Source organism: Massilia rhizosphaerae (genome assembly GCF_016093545.1).
Classification (GTDB): Bacteria; Pseudomonadota; Gammaproteobacteria; order Burkholderiales; family Burkholderiaceae_D; genus Telluria; species Telluria rhizosphaerae.
This window is the reverse complement of the sequence record NZ_JADKYX010000008.1, coordinates 236,164-255,034: the sequence shown is the minus strand read 5'-3', so window position 1 is coordinate 255,034 and position 18,871 is coordinate 236,164. Positions and strand designations below refer to the sequence as shown.

Sequence of the window (18,871 nt, the reverse complement as noted above, 5' to 3'; positions counted from 1 at the left end):
ATTACGACAAGCTAGCCGCACTTCGCCTTATTTTGTTGACTCTTGGCATCATTTTGCATGCCTGAGGGAATACTTGTTCCCTTTCTTCATGAGATTTTCCACGAGCAAACGTTTTTCTTTTCCTGTAGGATATTTTTCACACATTGCTCACAACGCGCTGAAAAGAACGGGAATTGCTGGACAGCATTGTGAGAATTGGTCAATACTCACTTATTTGTTACCTATAGCCTCTCCTGCCGTCACAGACGGTCTGGTCAACGGAGCGACCTAATGACGGCTTTGCATGAACCTTTAGTGCCACCCATGAATTCGACTAACGAGCGGGAGAGCTTCAGCGAGCGCCTGCAGCAAGCCCTGAAAAACGCCCATTATTCTCCGGACAGCCCGACGCGGCTGGCGCGCGAATTTAACATTCGCTTCGAAGGCCGTCCGATCACGGTCCACGCGGCGCGCAAATGGCTCGTCGGAGAGGCGATCCCGACCCAGGAAAAGCTGCGCATGATCGCGCAATGGCTGGGCGTGCCGGCCGACTGGCTGCGTTTCGGCGGTTCGGAAAACGCCGCCGCCAATGGCGACAGCGTCGACGGCAGCGCCCGGTTCGAATCGGCCGACGTCAAGCTGATCGCCGACCTCCAGCGCCTGGACGAGCATCACAAGCAACTGGCGCGCGAATTCATCCGCATGCTGGTGCGCATGAATCATCAGCAGCAGAAATAATCCTCCAGCCATTGAGCTCACACCGGCCCGCATCGCGGGCCGTGTGCTATGCGCCTTCCAGACTGCAATTTTTTTCTGCGACAGTCCGCACAAACGGCCGAGTCTCGCGCATAATCGGTAATACTGGCGCCCGCCAGTGTTATCGGTCAATAAGGATGCAGTCGCCTCATGATTAATAACTACAGCAACACCGCGCAGTTGAAGGACCTCATGACCGCGCCGCCCATGACGGCGGCCCAACACGCAGAAATCATGCGCAAACGTAACGAGCAGCGCAGAAAAATAGAAGACGCAAGAGAACAAAGACAAGCCGAGAAGGACCTGTACGGCGAAGGCGCCTGACCCCTCAGGGCACGTCGTTGCCCATGCCGCCCCAGCGCGGGGCGAGGTCGTTCGTGACGCCCAGCAGGTCCATGACGCGCGCCACCGTGTGGTCGACCATCTCGTCGATCGAGGCGGGGCGGTTGTAAAAGCTCGGCAGCGGCGGGAAGACGATGCCGCCCATTTCCGTGACCGCCGTCATGTTGCGCAGGTGCGCCAGGTTGAACGGCGTTTCGCGCACCATCAGGATCAGGCGCCGGCGTTCCTTTAAAACGACATCCGCAGCGCGCGCGATCAGGTTGTCGGACAAGCCATGGGCGATGGCGGCCAGGGATTTCATCGAACAGGGGGCGATCACCATGCCGTCCGTCTGGAACGAGCCGCTGGCGATCGATGCGCCGATCTCGCGGTTGCGGTGCACCACGTGGGCGAGCGCTTCCACGTCGCGCCGTTGCAGGCCGGTTTCCTGGTGCAGGGTGAGGGTGGCGGCGTCGGAAATGACGAGGTGGGTCTCGACGCCGGGTGCGGCGGACAGCCGTCGCAACAGCTGCACGCCGTAGATTGCGCCGGTCGCGCCCGTGATGGCGACGACGATCCGGCGCGGGCCGGAATCAGCCATTCTTCTTGAGCAGGGCCAACAGCTCGCCGGACTCGTACATTTCCGTCATGATGTCGGAACCGCCGATGAATTCGCCGTTCACGTACAGCTGCGGGATGGTCGGCCAGTTCGAGTATTCCTTGATGCCCTGGCGGACTTCCGCGTCTTCCAGGACGTTCACGGTGGCGATGTTATCGACGCCGCAAGCCTTCAGGATTTGGATCGCGCGGCCGGAAAAACCGCATTGCGGGAACTGGGCCGTGCCCTTCATGAACAGCACGACGGGCGTGTTGGTCACGGTCTCTTTGATCCAGGATTGTACGTCGCTCATTTGCTTCTGCCTTTGGGGAAAATTTGGGTGGATAGCGGCATTTTATAAGAAAACGGGGACGCCGGCATAAGGCATCCCCGTAGGGTGGGCGGGGAGGTAATGCCGGGGGCATTGCCTCCGCCCACCAAGAGCGTACGGCACGTGAACGTTTGGTGGGCACGGGGTGCCCACCCTACGGCTACGAATTAACGCTTCAATTTGGCGAACGCTGCCGCCATTGCGCCGCCCGCTGGTGGCGCCGAACGCTCCTGCTTCTGGTGCTGCCCCATGCGCTTGCGGTCATCGCGATCCGCGCGCTGGTTCGGCTGCGACCCCGCCTGCGGCGCGCTGTCCGACAGCCGCATCGTGAGCGCGATGCGCTTGCGCTTGACGTCCACTTCCAGCACTTTTACCTTGACGACCTGGCCGGCTTTGACGACCGTGTGCGGGTCCTTCACGAACGTGTTCGACAGCGCCGAGATGTGCACGAGGCCATCCTGGTGCACGCCGATGTCGACGAAGGCGCCGAACGCCGCCACGTTGGTGACGACGCCTTCCAGGATCATGTCCGGGCGCAGGTCCGAGATGGCTTCGACGCCTTCCTTGAACGTGGCCGTCGTGAATTCCGGACGCGGATCGCGGCCCGGCTTTTCCAGTTCCTTGAGGATGTCGGTTACGGTCGGCACGCCGAATTTTTCGTCGGCATACTTGGCCGGATTCAGGCGCTTCACGAGCGTGCTGTCGCCGATCACGGCCTTGATATCCTTCTGGATGTCGGCCAGGATCTTCTCGACGACCGGATACGATTCCGGGTGCACGGCCGACGCGTCGAGCGGGTTGTCGCCGTTCGCGATGCGCAGGAAACCCGCCGCCAGCTCGAACGTCTTGTCGCCCAGGCGCGGCACCTTCTTCAGCGCCGCGCGCGACGGGAACGCGCCTTGCTGGTCGCGGTAGTTGACGATGCTTTGCGCCACGCTGGACGACAGGCCGGACACGCGCGCCAGCAGCGGCGCCGACGCCGTGTTGACGTCCACGCCGACCGCGTTCACGCAATCCTCGACGACGGCGTCGAGCTGGCGCGCGAGCTGGGTCTGCGACACGTCGTGCTGGTACTGGCCCACGCCGATCGATTTCGGATCGATCTTGACCAGTTCCGCGAGCGGGTCCTGCAGGCGGCGCGCGATCGAGACGGCGCCGCGCAGCGACACGTCCAGGTCCGGCAGCTCGCGCGACGCGAATTCCGACGCTGAGTACACCGACGCGCCGGCTTCGGACACGACGATCTTCGTCAGCTTCAGTTCCGGATGCTGTTTGATGAGGTCCTGCGCCAGCTTGTCGGTCTCGCGCGACGCGGTGCCGTTGCCGATCGAGATCAGCGAGACATCGTGTTTCGCGGCCAGCTTGGCCAGCGTGTGCAGCGAGCCGTCCCAGTCGTTGCGCGGCGCGTGCGGGTAGATGGTCGACGTGTCGACGACTTTGCCGGTCGCGTCGACGACGGCCACTTTCACGCCCGTGCGCAGGCCCGGGTCGAGGCCCATCGTCGCGCGCGGGCCCGCGGGTGCCGCGAGCAGCAGATCCTTCAGGTTGCGGGCGAACACGTGGATGGCATCGCCTTCGGCCTTGTCGCGCAAGGCGCCCATCAGCTCCGTCTCGATGTACATGAAGCTCTTCACGCGCCACGTCCAGCGCGCCGTGTCGAGCAGCCATTTGTCGGCCGGACGGCCCGCGGCCTTGATGCCGAAGCGCGCGGCGATGCGGCTTTCGCACGGGTTGTGCGGCGCGTCCCACTTCGGTTTCTCGGGCTCGGAGTCGAGGCGCAGCGCGACGTCCAGCACGCCCTCGCGGCGGCCGCGCATCAGCGCCAGCGCGCGGTGCGACGGGATGGTGGCAAGCGTCTCCGAATAATCGAAGTAGTCGGCGAATTTCTCGCCTTCTTCCTGCTTGCCGTCGACGACCTTCGATTCGACGACGCCGTGTTCCCGCACGTATTCGCGCAGCGCCTGCAGCAGCTCGGCATCTTCGGCGAAGCGCTCCATCAGGATCTGGCGCGCGCCGTCCAGCGCGGCCTTCGTGTCGGCCACGCCGGGGTTGGCGACGCCGTCCGCGTTCGTGAACGCGTCGCGCAGGTATTTGGCGGCTTCGGCTTCTGGATCGCGCGCGGGATCGGCGAGCAGGTCGTCGGCCAGCGGCGCCAGGCCGGCCTCGATCGCGATCTGGGCCTTGGTGCGGCGCTTCTGCTTGTACGGCAGGTACAGGTCTTCCAGGCGCGTCTTGTCTTCCGCGAGCGAGATCGCCTGCAGGAGCTCCGGCGTCATCTTGTTCTGCTCCGTGATGGAGGCGATGACCGCGGCGCGGCGGTCTTCCAGTTCGCGCAGGTAGCGCAGGCGCTCTTCCAGCAGGCGCAGCTGGATGTCGTCGAGGCCGCCCGTGGCCTCCTTGCGGTAGCGGGCGATGAAGGGCACGGTCGCGCCTTCGTCGAGCAGGGCGATGGCGGCGGCCACCTGTGCCGGTTTGGCGGACAGTTCTGAAGCGAGGCGTTGTTCGATCGAAGGCAGCATGGGTCGGTTGCGAGTGTTCGGTGAATCGAACGGGCAATGATACGCAATCGCGGGCGATGCGCCAGTCTTGACAGTGCGTCATTCTTGGCGTCCATCGTTGCGGATTTGTCGCTACGCCGTCCGCGGCGCGATAGGCAGCGGCGCCCGGATGCCGTAACATGTCGGGTTCGATAACTCATCGGTTCCACGGCCGACGACGAACGATGTCGCTGTTGCCCGATTTCGAAGGTCTTTCGATCGCCGAGTTCCCGGAACTTATTGCGACAGATCATGTTCGGGCCTGGCGGCTTGTCGCCATACTGGAGGACTGACGCCCGGCGCGCGTTTGTCCACGTGGCGCATCGTGTCTTGACGCGAAAGATGGGGAACCTTAATTTCTCCGGGGAATCGAGCGAAAAATGCGTGATGGGGGCTGGCAAAGCGCGGCCGCAGAGTGTAACTTCTACTCCTTTCGGCTCGTAAAGTTTTGCCCGCTACGTGCGACTCCGAACAAAGATGTCGGGGTCGCATCAGGGATAATAGGACTTGTTGTTTTTTCAAATATAGACTCGTGAGACCCATGCACACAGTTGATTTTCATCGCGACGACACCAGCGACGCACCGCCGGCCCGAGCACCCGCACGCGCTCCCGCCCTGCCCGCCCCGGTGTTGAGCTGGCTGCAAAGGGTCGAGGCGGCAGCACATCCCCAGCCCAGGCTGACCGCGGAAGTCACTGACCCCAAGGCCGTCCAGTACAAATTCGTTTACGTCATGGCCCCGACCAGCGGCGGCCGCCACGTCGCGATCTGCCTGTGCAAGGCGCGCCTGCGCCCGAACGGGGACGTGGCCGCGGCCAGCCCGGTGAGCGAGGTGTTCTCGCTGCTGTCGGCGCCGCCCGCCTATCTCGAAGGGGACGACGAGGACCTCGTGCGCTTCTTCATCGCCATGCGCAGCGGCTCCAACCAGAGCACGAGCGCCACCGAGCCCAAGGGCAAGGTCGGCGCCATCCTGCTGCAGCAATTGCTCGAGCAGGGCAAACTGCTGTGGGCGAACTCGTGGTCCGACATGACCAACGGCCTGCTGTATCCGCTGCAGGCCGGCCCGGTGCGCACGGCCAATCTCACGTGGCGCGACGAAGGCCGCGCGGCCAAGCTGGGATGGTCGGTGGAGCCGGCCAAGGGCGCGACGCACGCCGGTGCCGACCTCGTCGACTACATGCTGCCGACCGACCCGCCGTGGTACATCGACAATCTGTCGTGCGGCCCGCTGGACCTGAACCGCGGCGGCATCGACATCTCGCTGGCCGAATTGCAGGCGCTCGTGCAGCAGGCGCCGCCGCTGGCCGGCAACGATAAAAAACGCGTGTCGCAACTGCTGCTGGCTCATGGCCTGCAACAGTTGATGCCGCTGCCGCAGCCGCTCACGCAGCGCATCCGCACGGACGTGAAGCCGCAGCCGCACCTGCTGCTCGACGCGCTGCCCCAGGCCGAAGGCAATGGCCAGCGCTGGCAGGATTTCGCCGTGCTGTCGTTCGACTACGACGGCCAGCGCATCTCGTTCGACCCGGCGCAGCGCGTCGTGCGCCAGATCGGCGACGTCACCGAGGTCATCCAGCGCGACGAAACCCTGGAAGCCGCCGCGCTGGACACGCTGCACAAGCTGGGGTTCCGCAAGCCGGCCACGGCGCCGCTGTCGGCGCTGTCCGGCGCGCAGCTGCTCGACAGCCAGGCGCACTGGCTGCGCTTCGCCGAGAACGACCTCGACGCGCTGTCCGACCTCGGCTGGCACGTTCAAAAGTCGCCGAAATACCGCTACGACGTGGTGCCGGTCGAGGACTGGTATGCCGACATCGACGAGCCGCCCGAGGCCGGCAACGCGTGGTTCGAGCTGGAGCTGGGCATCGTCGTCAACCGCAAGCGCGTGCCCCTGCTGCCCGTGCTCGTGCAACTCATTCGCACGGCGCCGCTGGACTTCAATCCGGACGTGCTGGCCGCGCACGCGGAGGCCGACCAGATGCTGGCCACCTTGCCGGATGGCCTGCGCGTGGCGCTGCCGTGGGGCCGCGTGAAACCCATCCTGTCGACCTTGGGCGAGCTGTATTTCAACGACAAGATCAAGAACAAGGTCCGGCTGTCGACGCTGGACGCGGCGCGCCTGGAAGAACTCGCGAAAGGCACGGAGCTGAACTGGACGGGCGGCGAGCGCCTGCGCGAGACGGGCCGCAAGCTGAGTCAATTCGGCAAGGTGAAGAAGGTCGACGCGCCGAAGGGCCTGCAGGCGACCCTGCGCGACTACCAGCTCGACGGTCTCGCGTGGATGCAATTCCTGCGCGAATACGACCTGGGCGGCATCCTGGCCGACGACATGGGACTCGGCAAGACGGTGCAGACGATCGCCCACATCCTGACGGAAAAGGAAGCGGGCAGGCTCACCAGCCCGGCCCTCGTCATCGCGCCGACGAGCCTCATGACGAACTGGATGGAGGAAGCCGCGCGCTTCGCGCCGGACCTGAAGGTGCTCCTGCTGCAGGGCAAGGAGCGCATGGACTTGTTCGACCAGATCGATGGCGCCGACATCGTGCTGACGACGTACGCCCTGCTGCCGCGCGACGAGGAAAAGCTGCGCGAGCACCAGTACCACCTCGTGATCCTGGACGAATCGCACTACATCAAGAACACGCGCTCGAAGGCGGCGCAGACGGCCGGCTCGCTGAACGCGCGCCACCGCCTTTGCCTGTCCGGCACGCCGCTGGAAAACCACCTGGGCGAGCTGTGGTCGCAATTCCACTTCCTGCTGCCGGGCCTGCTGGGCGACGAAAAGACGTTCAACACCCAGTTCCGCCACCCGATCGAGCGCCAGGACGACCCGGTGCGCCGCATGCTGCTGAACCGCCGCATCAAGCCGTTCCTGCTGCGCCGCACGAAGGACAATGTGGCAAAGGAACTGCCGGAAAAGACGGAGATGATCCGCCGCATCGAGATCACGGGCCCGCAGCGCGACCTGTACGAGACCGTGCGCCTGGCGATGGACAAGAAGGTGCGCGAGGAAATCGACCGCAAGGGCGTGGCGCGCAGCCAGATCGTCATCCTGGAAGCGCTGCTGAAACTGCGCCAGGTCTGCTGCGACCCGCGCCTGGTGAAAGCCATGCCGGGCAAGAAGAACACGGCGGCCGTGTCGGCCAAATTGACGGACCTGATGCAGATGGTCGACGACCTGCTGGGCGAAGGCCGCAAGATCCTCGTGTTCTCGCAGTTCACGAGCATGCTGGGCCTGATCGAGGAAGAACTCGACGCGCGCAAGATCCCGTACGCGATCCTCACGGGCGAGACGCGCGACCGCTCCGCGCAGGTCGCCGCATTCCAGCAGGGCGCCGTGCCGATCTTCCTGATCAGCCTCAAGGCCGGCGGCGTGGGCCTGAACCTGACGGCGGCCGACACCGTCATCCACTACGACCCGTGGTGGAACCCGGCGGCCGAGAACCAGGCGACGGACCGCGCCTGGCGCATCGGGCAGGACAAACCCGTGTTCGTCTACAAGCTCATCGCGAAGGGCACGCTGGAAGAAAAGATCCAGCTGCTGCAGCAAAAGAAATCCGAGCTGGCCGCGTCGATCCTGGCCGAAGGCGAATCGCAGAAAATGGCGCTCACGCAGGAAGACCTGCAAGCGATTTTCGCGCCGCTGGACGAGTAAGCGCGCAGCAGTGCACCACGTGAGGGCAAGCCGGCCGGCTTGCCCTTTTTATTTGCGTATGCATATATCACTTATGCGTGTTTAGTGCAACGGTGGGCCCTTGTTGCCTATGCAAACCGTTATTTCGGGCACTATACTTATTGTCTGGAATCATTCTCATGAAGGCCCCCATGACGCGCAGTGCTTCCGTCTCCCCATCGGCCGACGACTTTCGTTCGATTGCTGAACTCGGTGGTGATCTCGCCTTCATACTTGATTGCGCTACCAAACAGCCGATCTACGTCAGCGCCGGCGTCGACGAGATGCTCGGCTATACCGTCGACGACATCCGCGCGCAGCTCGACGAGGGCGGCGACGGTCCGCTGGCGGCCCTGTGCGCCGGCCTGTCCGAGCGTTTGCGTCGCTTCGCGGCGGGCGACGGATCGCGCCTGCGCGTGATGCGCGAGTTCGACCTGCGCCGGCCGGACGGGAGCGAGGTGGCCGTCGAGATGATTTCCACGCTGGCGCTGGACGACGCGGGACAGCCGCGCGCGTTGCTGGGCCTCGTGCGCGACGTGTCCGCGCGGCGCGAGCGCGAGCGCGAGCGCAAGCGTTTTGCCAGCATGCTGAACCACGAATTCCGTACGCCGCTGTCGACGATCGACGGCGCCATCCAGCGGCTCGAGGCATTGGGCACGAAGGCCGACGAGGCGACGCGCCAGCGCTACCGCAAGATCGCGACGGCAACCGATCGCCTGATCGCGATGCTGGACGATTATCTGTCGCCGGAACGCATGGCCGCGCTGGGCAGCCAGCGCCGCGACCACACGGTGGGACCGCGCCTGCTGCTGGAAGAGCTGGTGGCGCAGGCGCGCGTGGCCGGGCGTCCCGTGACGCTGGCGGCGGACGAGCTGCCGGCGACGTTGCGCGGCGAACCGTCCGGCCTGCGCTTGGCGCTCAAGGTCTTGCTGGACAATTCTTTGCGCTATACGCCGGCCGGCTCCAAGCTGCACGTGACGGGGCGGCGGGTCGACGGCGGCGTCGAGCTGGCGCTGCGCGACGAGGGTGCGGGTGTGCCGGAGGCGGACGTCGGCCACATCTTCGACAAAGGCTATCGCGGCACGAACGCGGCGGGCATCGCGGGCAGCGGTCTCGGGCTGTACATGGCGCGCTCCGTGGTGGAAGTCCATGGCGGCAACTTGACATATGCATGTCATCCAGGACGGGGCGCCGAGTTCAGGCTATGGCTGCCGGTTCAGGCGGGCGCGGCAAAAGGTCTTGCTTCCGGATTGACCAGCAGTGATAATCGGAACGGCGACCGGGGTTAGCCGCCCGACAACAGATCGGCATGGACAATGCCCGAGGCCGGGAAATACGAAACAAGGAAACATGGCAAACCCATGACGCAAATACTGATTGTTGAAGACAATGGCGAATACGCAGGCGACATGGCCGACTTCCTCAAGGAACTCGGCCACGACGTCACGATCGCGACCACCGCCAGCGAGATGTGGGCCGCATTGACGCGCACGCCGGCGGCCGTCGTCGTGCTCGACCTGGGCCTGCCCGACGAGGACGGATTCAATGTGATTCCGCGGATGCGCCAGCTGTATCCCGAGATCGGGCTGCTGGTGCTGACGGGCCGGGTCGCGTTCGACAACCGCATCCTCGGCCTGCGCCTGGGCGCCGACCACTATCTGACCAAGCCGATCAAGTTCCCGGAACTGGCCGCCCACATCGAGGCGCTGGACCGCCGCGTGCGTCCGTCGGCCGAGCAGCCGGCGCCGACGCCGAGCAAGTGGACCTTGCGCGTCTCGGCCCGCCAGCTGGAACTGATGGGCAAGGTGATCGACCTGACGGAAAAAGAGTGCAACTTCCTGCACTTGCTGACCATCAACACCCGGCCCGTGCCGCGCCAGGTGATCGTGGCCGGCATGGGCGGCGACGATCCGGACGCCAGCCGCCGCGTCGACATGCTCGTCTACCGCCTGCGCAAGAAGGCGCGCACGGGCCTCGGCCAGGACCTGCCGCTGCGCAGCGCCTACGGCGAAGGCTACAGCCTGTCGGCCGGGTTCACGCTGGCCTGATCAAATCAGGGACAGGGTCGGTTCGCGATTTTCGCGATTTGAAAATAAACGGGGACAGAGCGAGGGATTGCGTTAGAATCGGCTTTTCGACGCTTCCCATGACGCCATGGCCCGCCAGCCCCGCCTGATCCTGCCGAACCAGCCGCACCTGATCATCCAGCGCGGCAACGACAACCAACTGATCTTCCGCGACGACGACGACCACGCGCGTTTCCTCGGCTGGCTCAAGGAGTGCGCCCGGTTCTACAAGGTGGCGGTGCACGCCTGGGTGCTGATGCCGGACCATGTCATCCTCCTGGCCACGCCCGCCGACGAGACCGGACTGGCCCTCATGATGCAAAAGGTCGGCCGCTACTACGTTCCCTGGTTTAACAGCCGGCACGGCCGGACGGGCACCCTGTTCCAGGGCCGGTTCCGCACGTGCGTCGTCGACGCCGCCCATTACCTGCTGGCCTGCAGCCGCTACATGGAACTCGCGCCCGTGCAGGCCAGGCTCGCCGCCGCGCCCGACGAGTACCGCTGGTCCAGCTATGGCCACCACGCGGGCATCCGGCCGGATCCGCTGGTCACCGAGCACATGCTGTATTGGGGTCTCGGCAACACGCCGTTCCAGCGCGAGGCGGCCTACATCGACTTCGTGCAGCAGGGCTATGGCAGCGACGAAGGCGAGTTGATCGGGACGGCGCTGAGCAAAGGCTGGCCGGTCGGTTCGCATGCCTTCAAGGCCGAGCTCGAAGCGAAGACGAAACGCCAGATCCTGCCCGCCAAGCGGGGCCGGCCGTTCAAGGTCAAGGACCCCGCCCCCGCCGATTGACCGCCATCCATCGCGTCCATTGGCCGTTCGTCGCACGGCGCTCGCCACCGCCGCGGCCGGCCGGTAGACTTGCACGCATGACAAGACAAGCCATCCTGCGCCGGGCCTGGCGCTCGTTGTGGGAACTGCGTCCCGACCACGACGTCGGCCTCGGCGCCCGACTGTGCGTCGTCTCCCTGCTGGCGCTGGCCCTGGCGCTGGGGCTGATGACCTTCGTGGCGTTGTTCGCCACCGTGGCGCCGCCCGGCTGGTGGCGGGCGGCGCTGCTCCCCGGCATCGGCATCGCGCTGTGCGTCCTGCACACGCTGTTCGCCGTGCTGCGGCTGGCGGAACGGAGATTGCCGGCGGCCCTGGTCGCGCGCATGTCGGCCTTGCGCGACCCGCGCGCCGTCCTGGCGCTCGGTGCGCTCGCGTCGTCCGGCCTCGTCCTCGGGATCGCGCTCGGCTTCACGGCCGTGCCGGCGCTGGCCGGCTTCGACCTGTGGGCCCAGTTCCAGTCGCCGCCGCTGGCCGTCGTCAAGATCGCCGCGTTCCTGCTGGCCGCGATGGCCGCGAACTGGGCGTGGTGGCGTGCGCGTCTGCGCCGCCAGCAGTTGCAGGGCGAGGCGCTGGAGGCGCGCCTGCGCCTGCTGCAGGGGCAGATCGAACCGCACCTGCTGTTCAACACGCTGGCCAACGTCCAGAGCCTGATGGACTACGATCCGCCGCGCGCCAAGCGCATGCTCGAAACTTTTTCCGGCTACCTGCGCGCCGGTCTCGCGCAGCTGCGCGTCACCGACAGCACGCTGGGCGCGGAACTGGACATGGCGCGCAGCTACCTGGCGTTGATGCAGATCCGGATGGAGGAGCGGCTGCGCATCCGCATCGAGGCGAGCGGCGCGGCGCGGGCCGCGCGGATGCCGGCGCTGATGCTGCAGCCGCTTGTCGAAAACGCCATCCACCACGGCCTGGAGCCCAAGGTCGACGGCGGCACCGTCGTCATCGACGCGGTCGTGCGCGCCGGCCGGCTCGAAGTGCGCGTCGCCGACGACGGCATGGGACTCGATACACCGTCGCGCCGCCTGCGTCCCGGCGCCGGGATGGCGCTCGCGAACCTGGGCGCGCGCCTGCATTCGCGCTTCGGTCCCGCTGCCAGCCTGACGCTGCGCGCGGGCCCGCACGGCGGCACCGAAGCCGTGCTCGACCTGCCCTACGTGGCGGCGGAGGAGGAGACGGCATGCGCGCCCTGATCGCCGACGACGAGCCGCACCTCGCGCTCTACCTGCGCGACCAGTTGCTGGCGCTGTGGCCGGAGCTGCAGATCGTCCACGTGGCGCGCAACGGCATCGACGCCGCCGCCCGCATCGCCGAACTGGAGCCCGACCTGGCCTTCCTCGACATCCAGATGCCGGGCCTGACCGGGCTCGAAGTGGCGCAGGGCATCGAGGGCGCCACGCGGGTCGTGTTCGTGACCGCCTTCGACGAGTATGCGCTGCAGGCGTTCGAGCACGCGGCCCTCGACTACGTCCTGAAACCCGTCGCCGCCGAGCGGCTGGCGAAGACCGTCGCGCGGCTGCGCGCGGGGCCGGCCGCGCCGACGGACGCCGGCCTGGCGGACACGCTGCGCACCTTGATGGCGCCGCCGCCCGGCCCGCGCCTGCGCTACATCCTCGCCGGCCAGGGCGCCACCACCCGCAACCTGGACGTGGCCGACGTGCGCTTCTTCCAGGCCGACGACAAGTACACCGTGGTCGCGAGCAGCCACGGAGATTATGTGATCCGCACGACCATCACCGAGCTCGCGTCCAGGCTCGACCCGCTGCAGTTCTGGCAGGTGCACCGCGCCACCGTGATCAACCTGGCGTGGCTCGAGGGCACCCGGCGCGACGAGACGAGCCGCCTGTTCCTGCGCATGCGCGGCCACGCCGCCGAACTGCCGGTCAGCCGCGCCTTCGTCCACTTGTTCAAGGCGATGTGACCTCCGTCGCCGTTCGTCGGCCCTGCCGTCGATCCGTCGCACGGCGGGTGCGGCGTCGCGGCCCGGCTGCGATGCTGGCGTTTTCGACCCCACCATGAGAACGCCCATGTCCAAGTTTCTGCCCCTGTTGCCCCTGCTGGTTTCCGGTTTCCTTTGCCTGGTTGCGCAGGGCGCGGCCGCCCAGCCCGCGCCGACCGTCGAGACGATCGCCGGACGCCGCGTGGAATCCGTCACGATCCGCAATCCCGCCTCCCCGTTCGTCGTCGTGTTCGAGGCCGGCTCGCGCGGCACCATCGACAAATGGGGCAGGGTGCTGGAAGGCGCGAGCCGCGACGCCACCGTGTTCGCCTACCACCGGCCCGGCTACGGCAACACCGACGTGGCCACGACGCCGCGCGACGGCCGCACGATCGTCGAGGAATTGCGCCAGGTGCTGAAGCACAAGGGCTTGCAGCCGCCGTACGTGCTGGTCGGGCATTCCCTCGGCGGCCTGTACATGCAGCTGTTCGCGCGCGCACATCCGGACGAGGTGAAGGGCCTGGTGCTCGTCGATGCCGTGTACCCGCGCGAGATCAAGCGCACCGAAGACTTCCCGTGGGCGACGCGCCTGGCCGGCCGGCTGTTGTTCTCGCGCACCGTGTGGCAGGAAGTCGAACAGATCGACGCGACGGGCGAAGCCGTGCTGGCGCTGCCGGCCATCGACGACATGCCGATCGTCCGTCTCGTCAACCGGCCCAGGCCGCATCCGGGCGAGATGCCGCCGATCGCCGTCGATTTCGGCGTCGGCAGGACCGATCGGGCGACGTTCGACCTGGTCCGCAACCTGTATCCGAAAGCGCAGACCGTCGTGGCCGATTCGGATCACCAGATGCCGACGGCCACGCCCGACGTCGTCATCGACGCCATCCGCGACGTCCTCAAGACACTGGCCGCGCCGCGCACGGCAAGCCGTTGATCCGGCGTATTACTATGTCCCTATTTATTTTTGTCTCCGTAAAATTTGAATTTAATTCGACTCCGACCCTAATTGTTGTTGTTGATGTTTACCGAAGCCTGCTTTATTCTCGGCCTTCAATATCTTCAAAATGCTGCGGAGCCCCCATGATTGCCCAAGGTTTGTACGATCCCGCCAATGAACACGACGCCTGCGGCGTCGGTTTCGTCGCCCATATCAAGGGCAACAAGAGCCATTCCATCATCGAACAGGGTCTGTTGATCCTGAAGAACCTGGACCACCGGGGTGCCGTCGGCGCCGATGCCCTGATGGGCGACGGCGCGGGCATCCTGATCCAGATCCCCGACCAGTTCTACCGCGACGAGATGGCCAAGCAGGGCATCGAACTGCCGCCGCCGGGCGAATATGGCGTCGGCATGATCTTCCTGCCGAAGGAACACGCGTCGCGCATCGCCTGCGAACAGGAAATCGAGCGCGCCGTGCGCGCCGAAGGCCAGGTCGTGCTGGGCTGGCGCAACGTGCCGGTGGACGACACCATGCCGATGTCGCCGACCGTCCGCGCCAAGGAACCGGTCATCCGCCAGATCTTCATCGGCCGCGGCCCGGACGTGATGGTCACGGACGCGCTCGAGCGCAAGCTGTACGTCATCCGCAAATCGTCGGGCCACGCGATCCAGGCCCTGAAACTCATCCACGGCAAGGAATTCTTCGTGCCGTCGATGTCCGCCCGCACCGTGGTCTACAAGGGCCTGCTGCTGGCCGACCAGGTCGGCGTGTACTACAAGGACCTGCAGGATCCGCGCTGCGTGTCGGCCCTGGCCATGGTGCACCAGCGCTTCTCGACGAACACCTTCCCGGAGTGGCCGCTGGCCCACCCGTACCGCCTGCTCGCGCACAACGGCGAGATCAACACCGTCAAGGGCAACTTCAACTGGACCCGCGCCCGCGAAGGCGTCATGAAGTCGGCCGTGCTGGGCGACGACCTGCAGAAGCTGTTCCCGCTGATCTATGAAGGCCAGTCGGACACCGCCTGCTTCGACAACGCGCTGGAACTGCTGGTCATGGCCGGCTACCCGATCGCCCAGGCGATGATGATGATGATCCCGGAAGCCTGGGAAAACCACGCGACGATGGACGAGAACCGCCGCGCGTTCTATGAATACCACGCCGCGATGATGGAACCGTGGGACGGCCCGGCCGCGATGGCCTTCACCGACGGCCGCCACATCGGCGGCACGCTGGACCGCAACGGCCTGCGTCCGGCCCGCTACATCGTCACGGACGACGACCTGGTCGTGATGGCGTCGGAATCGGGCACCCTGCCGATCCCGGAATCGCGCATCGTCAAGAAATGGCGTCTGCAGCCGGGCAAGATGTTCCTCATCGACCTGGAAGCCGGCCGCATCATCGACGACAAGGAACTGAAAGACACCTACTCGAATGCCAAGCCGTATAAAGCCTGGATCAAGTCGGTGCGCATCAAGCTCAACGAAATCAAGCTGTCGGAAAGCCAGCTGTCGCAGAACCGCGTGAAGGACGCGCAGGGCGAGAAGGCCGCCATTTCCCTGCTGGACCGCCAGCAGGCGTTCGGCTACACCCAGGAAGACCTGAAATTCCTCATGGCCCCGATGGCCGTGCTGGGCGAGGAAGCCACTGGCTCGATGGGTAACGACTCGCCGCTGGCCGTGATGTCGAACAAACTGAAGCCGCTGTACTCGTACTTCAAGCAGCTGTTCGCCCAGGTCACGAACCCGCCGATCGACCCGATCCGCGAAGCGATGGTGATGTCGCTGGTGTCGTTCATCGGTCCGAAGCCGAACCTGCTGGACACGAACAACGTCAACCCGCCGATGCGCCTCGAAGTGTCGCAGCCGGTGATCGGTTTCGACGACATGGCCCGCCTGCGCAACATCAGCCTGCACACGGGCGGCAAGTTCAAGTCGTATGAGCTGAACATCTGCTACCCGGTCTCGTGGGGCAAGGAAGGCATCGAAGCGTCGCTGGCCTCGCTGTGCGCGGAAGCCGTCGATGCCGTGAAATCGGGCCACAACATCCTGATCATCTCGGACCGCAACGTCAACGCCGACCAGGTCGCGATCCCCGCGCTGCTGGCGACGTCCGCGATCCACCAGCACCTCGTCCAGCGCGGCCTGCGCGCGTCGACGGGTCTCGTCGTGGAAACCGGTTCGTGCCGCGAGACGCACCACTTCGCCCTGCTGGCCGGCTACGGCGCGGAAGCCGTGCACCCGTACCTGGCGCTGGAAACGCTGGTCGACCTGGCGCACACGCTGCCGCACGAGATGGCGGCCGACAAGGCGATGTACAACTACACCAAGGCGGTCGGTAAAGGCCTCATGAAGGTGATGTCGAAGATGGGCATCTCCACGTACATGTCGTACTGCGGCGCCCAGATCTTCGAAGCCATCGGCCTGAACAAGTCGCTGGTCGACAAGTACTTCCGCGGCACGTCGTCGACCGTCGAGGGCATCGGCCTGTTCGAAGTGGCCGAGGAAGCCCTGCGCCTGCACGCGCTGGCCTTCGGCAAGGACCCGCTGCTGGCCAACGCGCTGGACGTCGGCGGCGAATACGCCTACCGCGTGCGCGGCGAAGACCACCTGTGGACGCCGGACGCCATCGCCAAGCTGCAGCACTCCACCCGCGCCAACAACTACAGCACGTATAAAGAGTACGCGCAGATCATCAACGACCAGAGCAAGCGTCACCTGACCCTGCGCGGCCTGTTCGAGTTCAAGATCGATCCGACCAAGGCGATCCCGCTGGACGAAGTGGAACCGGCCAAGGACATCGTCAAGCGTTTTGCTACCGGCGCGATGTCGCTGGGCTCGATCTCGACCGAGGCGCACGCCACGCTGGCCATCGCCATGAACCGCATCGGCGGCAAGTCGAACACCGGCGAAGGCGGCGAGGACCCGGCACGCTATATGGGCGAGTTCAAGGGCATCAAGATCGCCAAGGGCGAGACGCTGGCGTCGATCCTGGGCAAGGACCGCGTCGTCGCCGACATTCCGCTGACCGAGGGCGATTCGCTGCGCTCCCGGATCAAGCAGGTGGCGTCGGGCCGCTTCGGTGTGACCGCCGAATACCTGGCTTCGGCCGACCAGATCCAGATCAAGATGGCGCAAGGCGCGAAGCCGGGCGAAGGCGGCCAGCTGCCGGGCCATAAGGTGTCCGAGTACATCGCGTCGCTGCGCTTCTCGGTGCCGGGCGTGGGCCTGATCTCGCCGCCGCCGCACCACGACATCTACTCGATCGAAGACCTGGCGCAGCTGATCCACGACCTCAAGAACGCCAACCCGCACGCGTCGATTTCCGTGAAGCTGGTGTCGGAAGTCGGCATCGGTACGGTGGCCGCCGGCGTGTCGAAGGCGAAGGCCGACCACGTCGTCGTCGCCGGCCATGACGGCGGTACGGGTGCGTCGCCGCTGTCGTCCGTCAAGCACGCCGGCACGCCGTGGGAACTGGGCCTCGCCGAGACCCAGCAGACCCTCGTGCTGAACGGCCTGCGCAGCCGTATCCGCGTCCAGGCCGACGGCCAGATGCGTACCGGCCGCGACGTCGTCATCGCCGCCCTGCTGGGCGCGGACGAAATCGGCTTCGCGACGGCGCCGCTCGTCGTCGAAGGCTGCATCATGATGCGCAAGTGCCACCTGAACACCTGCCCGGTGGGCGTCGCCACGCAGGATCCGGAACTGCGCGCCAAGTTCTCGGGCAAGCCGGAACACGTCGTGAACTACTTCTTCTTCGTCGCCGAGGAAGCGCGCCAGATCATGGCCCAGCTGGGCATCCGCACGTTCGACGAACTGATCGGCCGTTCCGACCTGCTGGACAAGTCGAAGGCCGTCGGCCACTGGAAGGCGCAGGGCCTGGATTTCAGCAACATCTTCTTCCAGCCGAAGGTCGACGACAAACGCCAGCTGCTGCACTCGGACGAACAGGACCACGGCCTGGACAAGGCGCTGGACCACAAGCTGATCGCGCAGGCCAAGGCCGCGCTGGAGAAGGGCGAGCGCGTCTCGTTCATCTCGCCGGTGAAGAACGTCAACCGCACGGTCGGCACGATGCTGTCGGGCGAAGTCGCCAAGCGCTACGGCCACGCCGGCCTGCCGGACGACACGATCCACATCCAGCTGCAGGGCACCGCGGGCCAGTCGGCCGGCGCGTTCCTGGCGGCCGGCATCACGCTGGACCTGGTCGGCGAGGGCAACGACTACGTGGGCAAAGGCTTGTCGGGCGGCCGCATCATCGTGCGTCCGAACACGGAGTTCCGCGGCTGGGCCGTCGACAACATCATCGTCGGCAACACGGTGCTGTACGGCGCGATTGCCGGCGAAGCGTTCCTGAACGGCGTGGCCGGCGAGCGTTTCGCGGTGCGTAACTCGGGTGCGACCGCCATCGTCGAAGGCGTGGGCGACCACGGCTGCGAATACATGACGGGCGGTACGGTCGTCGTGCTGGGCGAGACCGGCCGCAACTTCGCGGCGGGCATGTCGGGCGGCGTGGCGTACGTCTACGATCCGAAGGGCGATTTCGAGCAGAAGTGCAACACCGCGATGGTGGCACTGGAGCGCGTGCTGTCGACCAAGGAACAAAGCGACAAGGCCAGCTGGCACGCCCAGACCCGCAACGGCGAGCGCGAGTCGGACGAAGCGATCCTGAAGCGCCTGATCGAGCGTCACTTCAAGCACACCGGTTCGACCCGCGCCCGCAACCTGCTGGACGACTGGGCCAACAGCCGCAGCAAGTTCGTCAAGGTCTTCCCGACCGAGTACAAGCGCGCGCTGGAAGAGATGCACAACAGCAGCATGGAAGAAGCCAACGACAAGATTGAACTGGCTGCCTGATGCGCCCGGCGGGCGTCCCCACGCGCCCGCCGCATCTCTAGAC

General features: G+C 65.8%; 13 protein-coding genes. 10 read left to right on the top strand and 3 right to left on the bottom strand.

Annotated features, from left to right (window positions below; genetic code table 11):
- Positions 1–303: 303 nt before the first annotated feature.
- The gene (locus tag ISF28_RS14505; protein ID WP_198117889.1) at positions 304–717 is read left to right on the top strand and encodes a hypothetical protein; all 414 of its coding nucleotides are present in this window, start codon (positions 304–306) and stop codon (positions 715–717) included.
- Positions 718–885: 168 nt separating this feature from the next.
- Positions 886–1,059, top strand: a complete 174-nt coding sequence (locus ISF28_RS14500) for a hypothetical protein (protein WP_198117888.1) — start codon at positions 886–888, stop codon at positions 1,057–1,059.
- 4 nt (positions 1,060–1,063) lie between these two features.
- Here the strand turns inward: ISF28_RS14500 and ISF28_RS14495 are convergent, their stop codons facing one another.
- From ISF28_RS14495 to ISF28_RS14485, 3 genes are all read right to left on the bottom strand, one after another.
- Complete coding sequence (locus ISF28_RS14495; RefSeq protein WP_198117887.1) at positions 1,064–1,657, bottom strand: UbiX family flavin prenyltransferase; 594 nt, start codon at positions 1,655–1,657, stop codon at positions 1,064–1,066.
- Entirely contained in the window at positions 1,650–1,967 is a 318-nt protein-coding gene (gene grxD / locus ISF28_RS14490) for a Grx4 family monothiol glutaredoxin (RefSeq protein WP_198117886.1), read from the bottom strand. The genes ISF28_RS14495 and grxD overlap by 8 nt, the downstream gene beginning before the upstream one ends.
- A 185-nt stretch (positions 1,968–2,152) precedes the next feature.
- Entirely contained in the window at positions 2,153–4,504 is a 2,352-nt protein-coding gene (locus ISF28_RS14485) for a Tex family protein (protein WP_198117885.1), read from the bottom strand.
- A gap of 559 nt (positions 4,505–5,063) precedes the next feature.
- Between ISF28_RS14485 and ISF28_RS14480 the strand changes: the two genes are divergently transcribed.
- From ISF28_RS14480 to ISF28_RS14445, 8 genes are all read left to right on the top strand, one after another.
- Complete coding sequence (locus tag ISF28_RS14480) at positions 5,064–8,174, top strand: DEAD/DEAH box helicase (protein WP_198117884.1); 3,111 nt, start codon at positions 5,064–5,066, stop codon at positions 8,172–8,174.
- Positions 8,175–8,344: 170 nt separating this feature from the next.
- The gene (locus ISF28_RS14475; RefSeq protein ID WP_229519083.1) at positions 8,345–9,481 is read left to right on the top strand and encodes a PAS domain-containing sensor histidine kinase; all 1,137 of its coding nucleotides are present in this window, start codon (positions 8,345–8,347) and stop codon (positions 9,479–9,481) included.
- A gap of 72 nt (positions 9,482–9,553) precedes the next feature.
- Positions 9,554–10,240 (top strand): response regulator transcription factor, encoded by a 687-nt coding sequence (locus ISF28_RS14470; RefSeq protein WP_198117882.1) that lies wholly within the window; start codon positions 9,554–9,556, stop codon positions 10,238–10,240.
- Positions 10,241–10,346: 106 nt separating this feature from the next.
- The gene (locus ISF28_RS14465) at positions 10,347–11,054 is read left to right on the top strand and encodes a transposase (protein WP_198117881.1); all 708 of its coding nucleotides are present in this window, start codon (positions 10,347–10,349) and stop codon (positions 11,052–11,054) included.
- Between the two features lie 77 nt (positions 11,055–11,131).
- Positions 11,132–12,283 (top strand): sensor histidine kinase, encoded by a 1,152-nt coding sequence (locus tag ISF28_RS14460; protein ID WP_198117880.1) that lies wholly within the window; start codon positions 11,132–11,134, stop codon positions 12,281–12,283.
- On the top strand, positions 12,271–13,011 hold the full coding sequence (locus ISF28_RS14455; protein WP_198117879.1) for a LytR/AlgR family response regulator transcription factor: 741 nt from the start codon (positions 12,271–12,273) through the stop codon (positions 13,009–13,011). Before ISF28_RS14460 ends, ISF28_RS14455 begins: the two co-directional genes overlap by 13 nt.
- Positions 13,012–13,117: 106 nt before the next feature.
- Positions 13,118–13,966 (top strand): alpha/beta fold hydrolase, encoded by an 849-nt coding sequence (locus ISF28_RS14450; protein ID WP_198117878.1) that lies wholly within the window; start codon positions 13,118–13,120, stop codon positions 13,964–13,966.
- Between the two features lie 146 nt (positions 13,967–14,112).
- A complete protein-coding gene (locus ISF28_RS14445) occupies positions 14,113–18,828 on the top strand; it encodes a glutamate synthase-related protein (protein WP_198117877.1) in 4,716 nt (1,571 codons plus the stop codon).
- The last annotated feature ends 43 nt before the right edge of the window (positions 18,829–18,871 follow it).

Bases quoted from the DNA above. Each gene is read 5' to 3' on its own strand.
- ISF28_RS14505 (WP_198117889.1), top strand. From the start codon at position 304: ATGAATTCGACTAACGAGCGGGAGAGCTTCAGCGAGCGCCTGCAGCAA.
- ISF28_RS14500 (WP_198117888.1), top strand. From the start codon at position 886: ATGATTAATAACTACAGCAACACCGCGCAGTTGAAGGACCTCATGACC.
- ISF28_RS14495 (WP_198117887.1), bottom strand. From the start codon at position 1,657: ATGGCTGATTCCGGCCCGCGCCGGATCGTCGTCGCCATCACGGGCGCG.
- grxD (WP_198117886.1), bottom strand. From the start codon at position 1,967: ATGAGCGACGTACAATCCTGGATCAAAGAGACCGTGACCAACACGCCC.
- ISF28_RS14485 (WP_198117885.1), bottom strand. From the start codon at position 4,504: ATGCTGCCTTCGATCGAACAACGCCTCGCTTCAGAACTGTCCGCCAAA.
- ISF28_RS14480 (WP_198117884.1), top strand. From the start codon at position 5,064: ATGCACACAGTTGATTTTCATCGCGACGACACCAGCGACGCACCGCCG.
- ISF28_RS14475 (WP_229519083.1), top strand. From the start codon at position 8,345: ATGACGCGCAGTGCTTCCGTCTCCCCATCGGCCGACGACTTTCGTTCG.
- ISF28_RS14470 (WP_198117882.1), top strand. From the start codon at position 9,554: ATGACGCAAATACTGATTGTTGAAGACAATGGCGAATACGCAGGCGAC.
- ISF28_RS14465 (WP_198117881.1), top strand. From the start codon at position 10,347: ATGGCCCGCCAGCCCCGCCTGATCCTGCCGAACCAGCCGCACCTGATC.
- ISF28_RS14460 (WP_198117880.1), top strand. From the start codon at position 11,132: ATGACAAGACAAGCCATCCTGCGCCGGGCCTGGCGCTCGTTGTGGGAA.
- ISF28_RS14455 (WP_198117879.1), top strand. From the start codon at position 12,271: ATGCGCGCCCTGATCGCCGACGACGAGCCGCACCTCGCGCTCTACCTG.
- ISF28_RS14450 (WP_198117878.1), top strand. From the start codon at position 13,118: ATGTCCAAGTTTCTGCCCCTGTTGCCCCTGCTGGTTTCCGGTTTCCTT.
- ISF28_RS14445 (WP_198117877.1), top strand. From the start codon at position 14,113: ATGATTGCCCAAGGTTTGTACGATCCCGCCAATGAACACGACGCCTGC.